This is a genomic window from Paraburkholderia sp. BR10937 (assembly GCF_040965695.1).
GTDB lineage: Bacteria > Pseudomonadota > Gammaproteobacteria > Burkholderiales > Burkholderiaceae > Paraburkholderia.
The window spans coordinates 1-13,177 of the sequence record NZ_JBFRCL010000075.1 but is presented as its reverse complement, the minus strand read 5'-3'; the positions used below and the strand labels follow the sequence as shown (position 1 = coordinate 13,177).

Below are 13,177 nucleotides of genomic sequence, written 5' to 3'. Positions count from 1 at the left end.
GCGACCATGTACGCCGCCAAGCTGCACCCGGCCAAACGCCAGACGGGGCAAGCGCGCAGCGCGCGCCCCGCGCGGCGGCGTCTCTCGCTCGCCGCCTGGATCGCGCTCGCGCCGATGGCGGCGACGGTCCTGTTCGCGTATCTCGGCACCATGCTGTGGACGGCGCGCGTCTCGCTCAGCCTCTCGCGCTCGCTGCCCACCAACACCTTCGCGGGCGTGACGCAGTACGTGCGGCTCTTCCAGAACGACCGCTGGATCCTGTCGCTGCAGAATCTCGTGATCTACGGCGCGTGCTTCATCGCGGCGTGCCTCGTGATCGGGCTGCTGCTCGCGATCTTCATCGACCAGCGCGTCGTGGCGGAAGGCGCGCTGCGCACGGTGTTTCTTTACCCCTATGCGATGTCGTTCGTCGCAACGGGCCTCGTCTGGCAGTGGATCCTCAACCCCGAACTCGGCGTGCAGGCCGTGCTGCGGCACATGGGCTTCGAGCACGCGCGCTTCGACTGGATCGTCACGCAGCGCTTTGCGATCTACACGCTCGTGATCGCCACGGTGTGGCAGGCCTCCGGCCTCGTGATGGCGCTCATGCTCGCAGGTCTGCGCGGCATCGACGACGAGATATGGAAGGCCGCGCGCCTCGACGGCATTCCGCGCTGGCGCGTGTACGCGAGCATCGTCGTGCCGATGCTCAAGACCTCGCTTTCCACGGCATTCGTGCTGCTCTTCGTGATGGTCGTGAAGCTCTACGACGCCGTGGTCGCGATGACCCAGGGCGGCCCCGGCACCGCGAGCGAGGTGCCAGCCAAATTCATCATGGATTACCTGTTCAATCGCGCGAACATCGGGCTCGCTTCGGCAGCGTCGATCGTGCTGCTCGCAACCGTCCTCGCGATTCTTGCGCCATTCTTCTACGCGCGCAGCCGCGCGGCGCTCAAAGGAGACCGGGCATGAGCTCGCCTGTGGCCGATTCGCTGCGTCCCGAGCCCGCTTCCGCGCGTGCGGCACAAAAGCGGCGCAAGCCGCGCAGCCGCTTCACGCCTGCGCGGCTCGGCGTGTATGCGTTTCTGTTCACGGCGGCGCTGTTCTTCCTGCTGCCGCTCTATGTGATGCTGGTGACTTCGGTGAAGCCGATGACCGAGATCCGCCTCGGTCATCTGCTCGCGCTGCCGGTGCATTTGACGCTCGCGCCGTGGCGCGACGCGTGGTCCTCCGCGTGCACGGGGCTCGACTGCGGCGGCATTCGCGTGGGCTTCTGGAATTCGGTGCGCATCGTCGTGCCGAGCACGGTCATCTCGATCGCCGTGGGCGCCGTGAACGGCTACGCGCTGTCGTTCTGGCGGCCGCGCGGCGCGGGCGTGCTGTTCGGCATCCTGCTCGCGGGCGCGTTCATTCCCGTGCAGGTGATGGTGTACCCGCTCGTGCGCGTGCTCGCCTTCATGCATCTGTTCAGCTCGCTGCCGGGCATCGTTGTGATACACACGATCTTCGGCATGCCGGTCATGACGCTCCTGTTCCGCAACTACTACGCGTCGTTGCCGCAGGAGCTGTTCAAGGCCGCGCGCATCGACGGCGGCGGGTTCTGGCGCATCTTCATGCAGCTCATGCTGCCGATGTCGGTGCCGATCATCGTCGTGGCGATCATCATGCAGGTGACCGGCATCTGGAACGACTATGTTCTTGGCCTCGTGTTCGCGGGCACGAAAAACCTGCCGATGACGGTGCAGCTGAACAACATCATCAATACGACGACCGGCGAGCGTATCTACAACGTCAACATGGCCGCGACGATCCTCACGTCGGCCGTGCCGCTCGCGATCTACTTCATTTCGGGGCGCTGGTTCGTGCGCGGCATCGCCTCGGGCGCGGTGAAAGGCTAGGAGCAGGCCATGGGCAATCTCACGAACGTTTCCGTACGCAACCTGCGCATCGACCTCGGCGCGAACACGGTGATCGACGAACTCGATCTCGATGTGCGCGCAGGCGAGTTCGTCGTGCTGCTCGGGCCATCGGGCTGCGGCAAATCCACCTTGCTGCACAGCATCGCGGGCCTCGTCGACGTGACCGACGGCAGCATCGAGATCGGCGGCGAGGATATGACCTGGGCGGACCCGAAGGATCGGGGCGTGGCGCTCGTGTTCCAGTCGTACGCGCTCTATCCAACCATGAACGTGGAGCGCAATCTCTCATTCGCACTGCGTATCAATGGCACGCCGAAGGCGGAAATCGACCGCCGCGTGAAGCGCGCCGCCGACATGCTGCAGCTCGGGCCGCTGCTTGCGCGCAAACCCGCGCAGCTCTCGGGCGGCCAGCGCCAGCGTGTAGCGATCGGACGCGCACTCGTGCGCGAGGCGGACGTGTTCCTGTTCGACGAGCCGCTCTCGAACCTCGACGCCAAGTTGCGCACCGAATTGCGCCGCGAACTGAAGCAGTTGCATCAGCAACTCGGCGCGACGATGATCTATGTGACGCACGACCAGGTCGAGGCGATGACGCTCGCCACACGCATGGCGGTGATGAAGGGCGGCGCGATCCAGCAGTTCGGCACGCCGGCCGAAGTCTACGCGCGTCCCGAGAACCTGTTCGTCGCGACCTTCCTTGGCGCGCCGCCGATGAACCTGCTGCGTGGCCGGCTCGAAGCCGACGAAGGCCGGCTGCGCTTTCGCGGGTCGGGCCTCGACGTGGATGTGTCGGCTTACGCGTTCAAGGGCACGCCGGATCCGACGCGCCCCTGCGTCCTCGGCGTGCGCCCGGAAGACGTGCGCGCAGGCGGTGCGGTGCGCCCGCACGAAGCGGCGTGGGAAGGCCGCTTGACGCTCGTGGAACCCATGGGCAATCATCGGGTCCTGTGGCTCGAGCATCAGGGGGGGCAGATCGCGTCGATCGATCAGGACAAGACGCCGCTGGCGAGTGGGGCGGCGGTGCCGTTCTCCATCGACGGTGCGCATGTTTCGCTGTTCGACGAAGAAACCGGCGCACGGATTTGATGCATACAACCGACAAAGACAGAGAGACCAGGAACGTGGCGACCCTGAAAGACGTGGCGGCGCTGGCCGGCGTGGGCCTTTCGACGGCTTCGCGGGCGATATCGGGCAACGGTCCGGTGTCGGCGGAGGCGGCCGCGCGCGTGCAGGCCGCGATCGAGCAGCTCAATTTCCGGCCTTCGTCCATCGGCCGGGCGATGGCCACGAAGTCGCTCGGCATCATCGGTATCTTCGTACCGACGTTTTTCGGCTCGTACTACGGCACCATCCTGAAGGAAACCGACACGCAGCTGCGCGCCGTACGGCGCCATGTGGTGGTCGCTACCGGTTGCGGCGAAGCTTCGCCGCGCGAGCAGGCGATCGAGGCCGTGCGCTTCCTGATCGGCCGCGATTGCGACGGCGTCGTGGTCATCAGCCACGACCTGTACGACGACGACCTGCAGATGCTGCACGCCATGCACCCGCGCATGGCCTTCCTGAACCGCTCATTCGATCAGTTACCCGAAGCATCGTTTTGTGCCGATCACTTTCACGGCGGCGAGATGGCGGCCCGCACGCTCATTGAGCACGGCCATCGCGAGCTCGCGGTGATCGGCGGGCCGTCCACGTCATCGGACAATGCGGCACGTCTGCATGGATTCTTCGCGGAGCTCGCGCGTCACGGCATCGAGCGCGGGACCGTGCCGCATATCGTCTCGGACTTCTCGCCCGAAGGCGGCTATGTGGCGGCCGGGACGCTTCTCGAACGCAAACACCGCTTCACCGGGCTGTTCTGCGCGAACGATACGATGGCCATGAGTGCGCTCGCGCGCCTGCAGCAGGCAGGGTTGCGCGTGCCCGACGACGTTTCGGTGATCGGCTACGACGACGATTATTCGGCAGCCTACATGGCGCCGGCGCTGACCTCGGTGCACATTCCCACCGCGGAACTCACGCGCAATGCGGTGCGCTGGCTCATCAACCAGTGCTACGGCACGCAGTGGCCGATCGAGCGCACGTTCCCCGTGAGCGTGACGATGCGCGATTCGGTGGTGCGGGCGAAGTAAAGCGCGCGTCGCGTGCATCGAGCAACGGCGGTGGAGGCGAAGGTGAGGGTGGGAAGCCACACCCCGGGAGGCGGCAAGTCGCGTAAAATCGAACGCATTCCCAATCCCCACGTTTTCCATTCATGCCCGCGCAAGACCCGGCTGGTACGGTCAAGAAAGAAGAAGGCGTCGCTGTCATCGACCGCGCGTGTGCCATCCTGTTTGCGTTTCGCCCCGGAGACAGCGCGCTCACACTCGCCGAACTCGCGGCGCGCACGGGCCTCTATAAAAGCACGTTGCTGCGGCTGGCCGGTGCGTTGATTCAGCATCGCCTGCTGCTGCGCCTCGACGACGGCCGCTACCAGCTCGGTCCCGCCACGTTCGCGCTGGGCGCGCTCTATCAACGCAGCCTCAACATGGGCGACATTCTGCTGCCGCTCATGCGTGAACTGGCTGCTGCGAGCGGGGAGAGCGTTTCGTTCTACGTGCGCGACAACGCGGTGCGCGTGTGCCTGCATCGCGTCGATTCCCATCACGTGGTGCGCCACCATGTGCGCGAGGGTGACGTGCTGCCGCTCGAAAGCGGATCAGGCGGGCGCGCGCTGCTGGCGTTCGGCGGCGAGTCGGGCGAGCCGTTCGAGACCATTCGCCACGACTTCTACTGCATCTCGATCGGCGAGCGCGACCGCGAGACCGCGGGCGTCTCCATGCCCGTCTTCGGCATTCACGATACCTTGCGTGGCGTGCTCACGCTCGCCGGGCCGAGTTCGCGTATCGACGGGGCGTTCGTCGAGCGCCATCTCGACGCGCTGTTCGATTGCGCGATACGCGCTACCGACGCGCTCGGCGGCGACTCGCGCGCGCTGCGCGCCGCTCAGCGTGCGCATGCTGCACGCGCACGCCAGGACGCCTGAAGCCAGGCGCGGCTAGCGCAAACACGGCAAGCGCAAAGCGCCGTTTGCACGCGATCGCTTTCACGGTGCGTTGATCAGGAGTGCTCCAGATGTCGCTCCGGTGCGCCGGTATAGGCATATGGAATCTGACGCGGCATGGGTCCCTTGTTACGCTCGCCGCGCCCGCGCTGTTCCCACGCATGCGCGAGGATGCCCACCGCGCGCGAGAGACAGAACACGCCGCGCGCCAGCTCGGGCGCAAAGCCCAGTTCGGCATAGATCACGGCCGTTACGCCGTCGATGTTCATCGGCACGGGTCGGTCCTTGCGCGTTTTCAGCAAGGCTTCGATACCGCGCGCAATCGCGGCGTAGCGGCCCTTGATCGTGCCGGACGCCACACGGGCATCGACTAGCGCGAGCAGCCGTCCGGCGCGCGGATCGACCGGATGAAAGCGATGGCCGAAGCCCGGCAGATACTTGCCGTGAGCGGCGATGAACTCGTCGACGCCGGCTTCGACCGCCGCTTCGAATGGAGCGCCTGCCACGATGCGCGCGGCGATGTCGGCATAGAGTTCGACCGCCTGCTGGCCGGCGCCGCCGTGCACGTCGTCGAGTGCGTTGAGCGCCGAGGCCATTGCGCCGTTGATCGGCAAGCCACAGCTCGTGGCCATGCGCGAGATCGCGATCGAAGGCGCATGTGGCCCGTGATCGACCGAGGCCACGAGCGCCGCTTCGAGCAGCGTAGCCTCTTCGTCGCCAGGCAACTCGCCGCGCAGCATCAGCCAGATCATCTGCGGGAAGCTCACGTTGCCGATCAGCTCCTGGATCGGATAGCCGCGCACCTTGATGGAGCCCGGGTGAATGTCGACGATCGAGGTGCTCCAGTAGTCGGCGCAAAGGTCAGCGAGATCGGGCGTGGTCGTGTTCGTGGTCGGCATGCTCAGATCACTCCGTCTTGGTGGAGGGCGTCGATTTGGGCGGCTTCGTAACCGAGTTGTGCGAGCGTTTCGCGCGTGTGGGCGCCGAGCGTCGGGGCGGGCGTGGCGGGCGCGGCGTCGGCATCGGCGAGCCGCAGGCCCGCGCGCGTCACGCGTTGCGCGGCTTCGCCCTGTGCCGGTTCGAACTCGCGGATGAAGCGCCGTTCGGCCAGATGCGGATGCGCGAGGATTTCGGGCACCGAGAGCACGCGGCCCACGGGCACGCCGCGCTCGAGCAGGCGCGTTTCCCAGTTGGCCGCGCTGTCTGCGGCGAGCGCGGCTTCGATCTCGGCCTTGAGCGCTTCGCGGTACTGCTTGCGCGAATGGCGCGCGGCAAAACGTTCGTCGCGCGGCAGGTCGGGGCGGCCGATCGCCTCGCACAGGCTTTCGAACTGGCGCGTTTCGTTTGCCGCGATATTGAGCAGGCCCGCGCCGGTGCGGAAGGTGCCCGAGGGCGCGGCCGTGAAATTCTCGTTGCCCATCGGCGCGGGCTCGACCCCGGCGTTCAGGTAGTTCGACACGACCCAGCCCATGGTCGCGAGCGTGGCTTCGAGCATCGAAACGTCGAGGCGCCGCCCGCGGCCGCTCGTGCGCGCGTCGACGAGCGCCGCGCAAATGCCGAACGCGGCGGTGAGGCCGCCCACCGTATCGGAGACGGGATAGCCCACGCGCAGCGGCGCGCTGTGCGCGTCGCCCGTCACGCTCATCACGCCGGACATGCCCTGAATGATCTGGTCGTACGCCGGGCGGCGCGACAGCTCGCCTTCGTCGCCGAAACCGGAAATCGCACAGTAGACCAGTGCCGGATTCACTTTGGATAACTGATCGTAGCCGAGTTCGAGGCGGTCCATCACGCCGGGGCGGAAATTTTCGACGAGCACGTCGGCGTGGCGTACCAGATCGAGCAGAATGGCCTTGCCGCGCGGGTCTTTCAGGTTCAGCGTGATCGAGCGCTTGCCCGCATTCACGGCCACGAACGACGCGCCCATATTGCGCGCCGCGGCGTCCTTGTCGGCCCCGAGGCGCCGAGCAAGATCGCCGCCTTCAGGATGCTCGACCTTGGTGACTTCGGCGCCGAAGAGTGCGAGTTGATAGGCGCAGAACGGACCCGCGAGCACATTCGACAGATCCAGGACGCGCACGCCGGCTAAGGGGAGCATGGTGACAGCCTCGTATTGAATAGATTACCGGGAGATGTCGTCGAGCGCGCGATTCTTCGTGCGCGGCCCGAAGATGCCGATGGCCGCCATCACGACGATCATCGCGCCCGTGATCAGCGCGAAAACGCCTGGCACACCGAAGTGGCGCAGTGCGAACGCGATCATGAAGCCAGAGAACATCGCCGAGAGGCGCGACATCGAATAAACGAAGCCAACGGCGGTGGCGCGCATGCGCGTGGGGAACAGCTCGACCTGGTACGCGTGATAGCCAACCGAGAGCAGCGTGCCGCCCAGCGTGATGAGCACGCCGAGGAACATGAGCATGCCGGCCGAGGTTTGCATGGCGAACAGCATGCCGCAGACGGCGATGGCGAGCGCGGAGAGCACGACGAGCGTCTTGCGCTCGATGCGGTCGGCTATCGCCATGCCGAGCAGCGGGCCGAACGGATTCGACGCGGCGATCACGAACGAGTAGAGCAGGCTGTGCGTGACCGTGACGCCTTTGGAAACGAGCAGCGTCGGCACCCACGAGGCGAAGCCGTAGAAGCCAATGGCCTGAAACAGATTGAAGACGAGCAGGGTGATCGTGCGGCGGCGGTAAGGCGGCTGCCAGATCTCGGCGAAGCGCGCCTTGGCGAGCGTTTGCGTGCTGGCCGATTCGACGACAGGCGCGAGCAGCACGCGTCCGTGCTGCGCCTCGATCTTCGCTTCGAGCCTTGCGAGAATGCGCGCGGCTTCCTCGGTGCGGCCGCGCTGCGCAAGCCAGCGCGCACTCTCGGGCACGCGGCGACGGATCGCCCAGGCGATGAGCGCGCCGAACGCGCCGAACATCACGACCCAGCGCCAGCCATCGAAGCCGAGCGGCGCGCGCGGCACGAACCACCATGCGAGCAAGGCGACAGCCGGCACGGCCGTGTACTGCACCAGATGCACGAACGCGAATGCGCGGCCGCGCATGTGCTTGGGCACGAGTTCGCTCACGTAGGTGTCGATGGTGACGAGTTCGACGCCCACGCCAATGCCCGCGATGAGGCGCCACAGGTTGATGCCGGGCGCGCTCGTCTGCAGCGCCATGAGGCAGGTCGCAACCGAATACCAGAGCAGGGATGCGGTGAACAGCGTGCGGCGGCCATAGCGGTCGGCAAGCCTTGTCAGGCAGAACGTGCCGATGAAGAGCCCCGCGAACGACGCCGCCACGAAGGCGCCGAGACCCGAGAAGCCGAAGAACGAAGCCGTGGTGGTCGAGTAGAGGCCGCTTTTCACGAGGCCCGGCCCGACATAGGCCGTGAAGAACAGATCGTAGAACTCGAACCAGCCGCCTAGCGAAAGCAGGAGCACGAGCGTCCAGATGGTGCGCGTGGCCGGCAGACGGTCAATGCGCGCGTTGATCTCGGCCGCACTGACGGGCGCGGCGGCGTGGTCCCGGAGCGACGCGTGTGTCGCTCCGATTGGCAAGCTGGACATCGGAATCTCCTGAACGCTTCGTTTGCGCGTCTGTTCGTTCTACCAAACAGAACGTCGTTCTAAAAATATGACTCGATGATACTGCGAGGCGGTGAGGCAACCGACCAGGGCTTTTACTGAGTGGGACGTGCAGGGTGCGCCTCACAGAGCGCCACTGGGCATGTGCTCCAAGGCCGTCGTTTTATTCGGATGCTCAGTCAGGAGACGTCTTGAAGAAGAAAGTCTTTTCCGGAGGCGTTCCTGCCGCGCTGGCCTTGTCGCTCTGCGCCGCTATCGCGCTCTCCGGCTGTGCGCATCCGCAGAGCGAGGGGTACACGCAGGCGCAATCGCATGTGCCATCGCCGCTCACCGATCTCGATAACGGCGAGGTAACCGCCGCCGCGAATGCGCCGCAACCCGCCGTCGATCCACAGGCGCTCGACGCGCTCAATGCCATGGGCGCTTATCTGCGCACGTTGCGCCGGTTCGAGGTCAACGCGGACACGTCGACCGACGTCGTGCTCGACAACGGCCAGAACGCCGCACCGCTGCGTCATACGGTGCTCAAGGTCCAGCGGCCCGACCGACTGCGCGCCGAGATCACGGGCAACGGCAACCTGCGTGGACTGATCTATGACGGCCGCGAGTTCATGACCTTCAACGAAAAGCAAGGTTTTTACACGCGCAATGACGCGCCACCGACGCTCGATGGCCTCGTACGCGAACTCGCGAATAGCTGGCGTATCGAAGCGCCGCTCGCGGAGCGGGAAGACTTGCCAGGTGGCGCCGCCCATGAATTTTCTTATTTAACATAAGATAAATTATCGCAGTTTTTATGATGTTCGCAAACATCAGAATCCACCGCATCACATCTCGACAATCACCTTCAACGCCTGCGTGCTGGCCGCTTGCGAGAACGTCTCATACGCCTTGGGCATGTCTTCGAACGAAAACCGATGCGTGATCAGCCGGTTCGGATCGATCCGTCCGGCGCGCACGGTCTTGAGCAGCATGGGCGTGCTCACTGTGTCGACGAGACGCGTCGTGATCGCCACGTTGCGGTCCCAGAGCTTGTCGAGGAAAAGCGAAGCCGGCACGCCGTGCACGCCGATGTTCGCAATCACGCCGCCCGGCGCCACGATCTGCTGACACAGCTCGAACGTCGCAGGCACGCCGACGGCCTCCATCGCGCAATCGACGCCCACGCCATCCGTGAGCTTCATCACCGCATCGACGGCGTCGCCCGCGCGCGGATCGATGCACGCCGTCGCGCCGAATTTCTTCGCGCATTCCAGACGGTTGGGGTCCATATCGATCATGATGATCTGCGCGGGCGAATAAAACTGCGCAGTCAGGAGCGCGGCCAGCCCGATTGGCCCGGAGCCGACAACGGCCACCGTGCTGCCGGGTTCGACCTTGCCGTTGAGCACGCCGCATTCGAAGCCCGTCGGCAGGATGTCCGAGAGCATCACGAGCGCGGCCTCGTCGAGGCCGTCGGGAATCCGGTACAGGCTCGTTTGCGCGTGCGGCGTACGCACGTATTCGGCCTGCGTGCCGTCGATGCGATTACCGAGTATCCAGCCGCCCGTCTTGCAGTGCGAATACATGCCGCGCCGGCAGTACTCGCACTGTCCGCAGCTCGAGATGCACGAGACGAGCACGTGATCGCCGACTTTCAGCGTCGAGACGCCGCTGCCGATCTCGTGGACGACGCCCACGCCTTCGTGGCCGAGAATGCGGCCCGGCTCGCAACTCGGCACGTCACCCTTGAGAATGTGGAGATCGGTGCCGCAGATCGTCGTCTTCGAGATCTTGACGACGGCGTCGCCGGGTCCCTGCAAGGCGGGCATTGGCCGCGTTTCGAGTGCGAACTTGCCCGGACCGTTGTAAACCAGTGCTTTCATGGTTCCTCCATCGACAACCGGAAATACGCCGGCTCGCCGGGAGCCCTCCTTTCGGTCAGCGGGCGCGCGGCGAGTCCGTCTTCCCCTGCAAGGTTTGCTTATTTCGATACGCGGTGAGCCGCCGAGAACGGATCCGAAACAGCGACGACTTCGCCCTTGCATTCATGATCGTAGTCCAAGGTCCGACGGCTACGAAGTGATGGCGTGGAGGTTCATGCGTTAAGCATGAGATTTCTTGTGCTCGCTCAAATACTAGAACAGATGGCGGATGCCGACCTGCACGCCGAATTCGCTCTGACCGGGTCCCGGCGTCAGGAACGAACCCGTCGTAATGCTGGCGCCCGCCATCTTGAACTGCGCGGTGCCGTAATTCTTCAATTCGGAAATCGTGCCGTAGAGCCTCGTCCCCTTCGAAAGATCGTAGTTGACGATCGCCCCATATTGCAGGGCGTCGTTGCCGAGATGCGTGCTGTCCTTGGTGTAGGCGGCGCCGGCGCCCACGCTCAAGAACGGCGTGAAGCGGTAGTCGGCCGAGAGCGAATACGTGCTGTGCCAGTCGCCCGCCGTGTTGCCAACCGGTCCGACCGTCGGGTCGTATTTGCCGGCCGGGTTGCTGAGCGCATTGCCGGTGGTCGCGGAAATGACGTCGTTGGCGCGGAAATAGCCGACGTAGATGCGCCCCCACCCGTAGTCGAGATTGCCGCCCGCGATGAATTCCTGCACACGGTTGGAGGCTGTCGCATTCGCCGCGTTCAAATAGGCAAGCGCGAGATAAACCGGGCCCTGGGTGGACTGCACGCCGGCCTGATACACGGCATTGCCCGCGAGCGTGCCCGGCTGGCCGCCCACCGAATAATGCAGTTCGACCTGGGTCCCCACAAACTTGGGCGAGATCCACGCAATATCGTTGTCGACGCGCGCCAGCCAGTTCGCAAAGTTGTTGTAGCCCGAGGCGTAAGTCGCCGCGCTGAAGGCGTCCATATTGCCGCTCCAGGCGAACATCGGCGTGTTCTGGCGGCCGAAGCGCACCTCGCCGAAGCCGCCGCCCACACCGACCCACGCCTGGCGATCGAAGAACCGGTAGCTGTTCTGCAGCTTGCCCGTACCCGGATCGAAGCCGCTTTCCAGCGCGAAGTTCACGCGGTATCCGCCGCCTATGTCCTCCGTACCGCGCAAGCCCCAGCGGCTCGTCATCAAGCCATTGTTGCCGAGCACGGCGAGCGACGTGGTCTTGCCGCCGACTTTCGTGTTCTGGTAGCCGGCGAACACGTCGAGCACGCCATAGAGCGTCACCGACGATTGCGCGATTGCAGGCGTACTGGCGATGACCGCTGCAGCGATCACCGACAAGCTAAGGAATCCTCTATTTAACGACATCGTCACTTTCCCCTGTTGTTAACTTCTTGATAGATTGGCGCTGACGCTGAAGGTGTCAGCTTGTGCGGTCGGTCGCGAGCATGCGCTTCACCACGAGGGCGAGCGGCACCGTGAAGCAAAAGTGCGACATGAAACCGCCGATGATGACGACCGGGTCGTAGTAATTGGGATGGTTGTCGGACGCGATGCTGATCGCCACATGCATGACGATCCAGGCCAGGATCGCGTAAAAGAGCGCGACGAACGTGGCCTCGTAGCCGTGGCGGCGGAAATACGGCCAGATCGCGGCGAACAGTACGCCCCACGCAATGGCGAAGAAGAAATGGATGGCAGTCCCGAGGAAATACGCCCAGATGCCGAGCGAGTCCTGTACGCCCTTGCCGAACACGAGGCCGGTCGCGTTGCGGGGAATACCCGCAAGCGGCATGAGATGCTGGGCGCCGACCCAGATGAGCGCCTCGTAAATCCAGATGATGACCGCGCCCGTCAAGCCGCCGGCTATGCCGGCGCGCAAGATTGCGCCGAGCGTCGGCTTGCCGTCGATTGCCGTTCTCGTCCCTTGATACCCACCCTCACCTACGCTTGCATTGCCGCTCATCGCCGTCTCCTCCTGTCGTACTGCACGAAAAATGTCTTTCGCCAGGATAGAAACGGGGCTTACGGAAAACTACATCGGGTTAACGGCAGGCAAGACGCGCTCCGTGGGCAAGAAAGCACGCGCAAGGCACGCTCGTGGCTCGCGATGAGCCGCGCAGCACCAAGCTGGACGAGGCTTGGCGGGATTCAACGGTGCACGGCGGGAGGTCGGCAGACCGGCTTGCAGACCCTGTCGCCGATAAGAGAAATCGATACGGAGGAAACGACTTCGCAACGCGAGGTCTGCAAACGCGCTTTATTCGGTCGTCTCGCGCCGCGTATCGATTATCGGCTGCGTAACGCGTTACTGAGGCAGTATTTCCCGTAGACAAGACAGTGGGATGCTCCGCCACTCGGCAGTCCGTTTTCGGAAAACGCGTCCGCAACAGCATGCATGGCGTTCGTTGTGGATACCTGACAGTCCTGATCGACGACGAGAAAAGCGACGGCGAGGACCAGGGCTGAAACCACGGAAAGCGAGAGAACGTGCTTTTTCATCATCGACTCCTGATGCAATCGCCCGCAGTGTCCCGGCAAGGTCCGGTCGTCCAGACCAGCGCAGCTTCGCCCCCCCTGCTCCACTGTGCCTGAACCCTGCTCCAGCCAGCGGACGTGCAAAAAAGGGGCAGGCATATACCTGCCCCGCTCCGCCTTAGTGAATGGCCATCTGCACGACCTTCACGATCACGAGACCCACTGCGACGACGAGGTAGGTGCGCAGCACGCCCATCCACACGCGTGTCGACAGCGTCAGGTGCTGCGGCGCCGGCAGGTCTTCGAG

At 64.7% G+C, this 13,177-nt stretch carries 12 protein-coding genes; 6 read left to right on the top strand and 6 right to left on the bottom strand.

The features are described from left to right. Nucleotides 1–6 precede the first annotated feature (6 nt). The 5 genes from AB4Y44_RS37570 (at nucleotide 7) to AB4Y44_RS37550 (ending at nucleotide 4,920) form a co-directional block, all read left to right on the top strand. The gene (locus AB4Y44_RS37570) at nucleotides 7–951 is read left to right on the top strand and encodes a sugar ABC transporter permease (RefSeq protein ID WP_342921279.1); all 945 of its coding nucleotides are present in this window, start codon (nucleotides 7–9) and stop codon (nucleotides 949–951) included. Beyond that, on the top strand, nucleotides 948–1,877 hold the full coding sequence (locus tag AB4Y44_RS37565) for a carbohydrate ABC transporter permease (protein WP_368702333.1): 930 nt from the start codon (nucleotides 948–950) through the stop codon (nucleotides 1,875–1,877). Before AB4Y44_RS37570 ends, AB4Y44_RS37565 begins: the two co-directional genes overlap by 4 nt. A gap of 9 nt (nucleotides 1,878–1,886) precedes the next feature. Beyond that, a complete protein-coding gene (locus AB4Y44_RS37560; protein WP_368702332.1) occupies nucleotides 1,887–2,984 on the top strand; it encodes an ABC transporter ATP-binding protein in 1,098 nt (365 codons plus the stop codon). A gap of 35 nt (nucleotides 2,985–3,019) precedes the next feature. Continuing rightward, entirely contained in the window at nucleotides 3,020–4,027 is a 1,008-nt protein-coding gene (locus tag AB4Y44_RS37555) for a substrate-binding domain-containing protein (RefSeq protein ID WP_368702331.1), read from the top strand. A gap of 122 nt (nucleotides 4,028–4,149) precedes the next feature. Beyond that, a complete protein-coding gene (locus tag AB4Y44_RS37550) occupies nucleotides 4,150–4,920 on the top strand; it encodes an IclR family transcriptional regulator (protein WP_342921275.1) in 771 nt (256 codons plus the stop codon). Between the two features lie 74 nt (nucleotides 4,921–4,994). Here AB4Y44_RS37550 and AB4Y44_RS37545 read toward each other — a convergent pair whose 3' ends face one another. The 3 genes from AB4Y44_RS37545 to AB4Y44_RS37535 are packed head-to-tail and all read right to left on the bottom strand — an operon-like array spanning nucleotide 4,995 to nucleotide 8,500. Then, nucleotides 4,995–5,837 carry a citryl-CoA lyase gene (locus tag AB4Y44_RS37545; protein WP_342921274.1) on the bottom strand — a complete coding sequence of 281 codons (843 nt, stop codon included), beginning with the start codon at nucleotides 5,835–5,837 and terminating at the stop codon, nucleotides 4,995–4,997. Nucleotides 5,838–5,839: 2 nt separating this feature from the next. After that, entirely contained in the window at nucleotides 5,840–7,036 is a 1,197-nt protein-coding gene (locus AB4Y44_RS37540; protein WP_368702330.1) for a CaiB/BaiF CoA transferase family protein, read from the bottom strand. A gap of 24 nt (nucleotides 7,037–7,060) precedes the next feature. Beyond that, nucleotides 7,061–8,500, bottom strand: coding sequence for an MFS transporter (locus AB4Y44_RS37535; RefSeq protein WP_368702329.1), 1,440 nt, complete (start codon nucleotides 8,498–8,500; stop codon nucleotides 7,061–7,063). 209 nt (nucleotides 8,501–8,709) lie between these two features. On the opposite strand from AB4Y44_RS37535, the gene AB4Y44_RS37530 reads away from it, so the two are divergent. Beyond that, nucleotides 8,710–9,294 (top strand): DUF2092 domain-containing protein, encoded by a 585-nt coding sequence (locus AB4Y44_RS37530; protein ID WP_368702328.1) that lies wholly within the window; start codon nucleotides 8,710–8,712, stop codon nucleotides 9,292–9,294. A gap of 51 nt (nucleotides 9,295–9,345) precedes the next feature. Here the strand turns inward: AB4Y44_RS37530 and AB4Y44_RS37525 are convergent, their stop codons facing one another. From AB4Y44_RS37525 to AB4Y44_RS37515, 3 genes are all read right to left on the bottom strand, one after another. Continuing rightward, nucleotides 9,346–10,383, bottom strand: a complete 1,038-nt coding sequence (locus AB4Y44_RS37525) for a zinc-dependent alcohol dehydrogenase family protein (RefSeq protein ID WP_368702327.1) — start codon at nucleotides 10,381–10,383, stop codon at nucleotides 9,346–9,348. Nucleotides 10,384–10,635: 252 nt separating this feature from the next. Further along, nucleotides 10,636–11,727 (bottom strand): porin, encoded by a 1,092-nt coding sequence (locus tag AB4Y44_RS37520; RefSeq protein ID WP_368702347.1) that lies wholly within the window; start codon nucleotides 11,725–11,727, stop codon nucleotides 10,636–10,638. Nucleotides 11,728–11,815: 88 nt separating this feature from the next. Further along, nucleotides 11,816–12,358, bottom strand: a complete 543-nt coding sequence (locus AB4Y44_RS37515) for a hypothetical protein (RefSeq protein WP_368702326.1) — start codon at nucleotides 12,356–12,358, stop codon at nucleotides 11,816–11,818. Nucleotides 12,359–13,177: the final 819 nt, after the last annotated feature.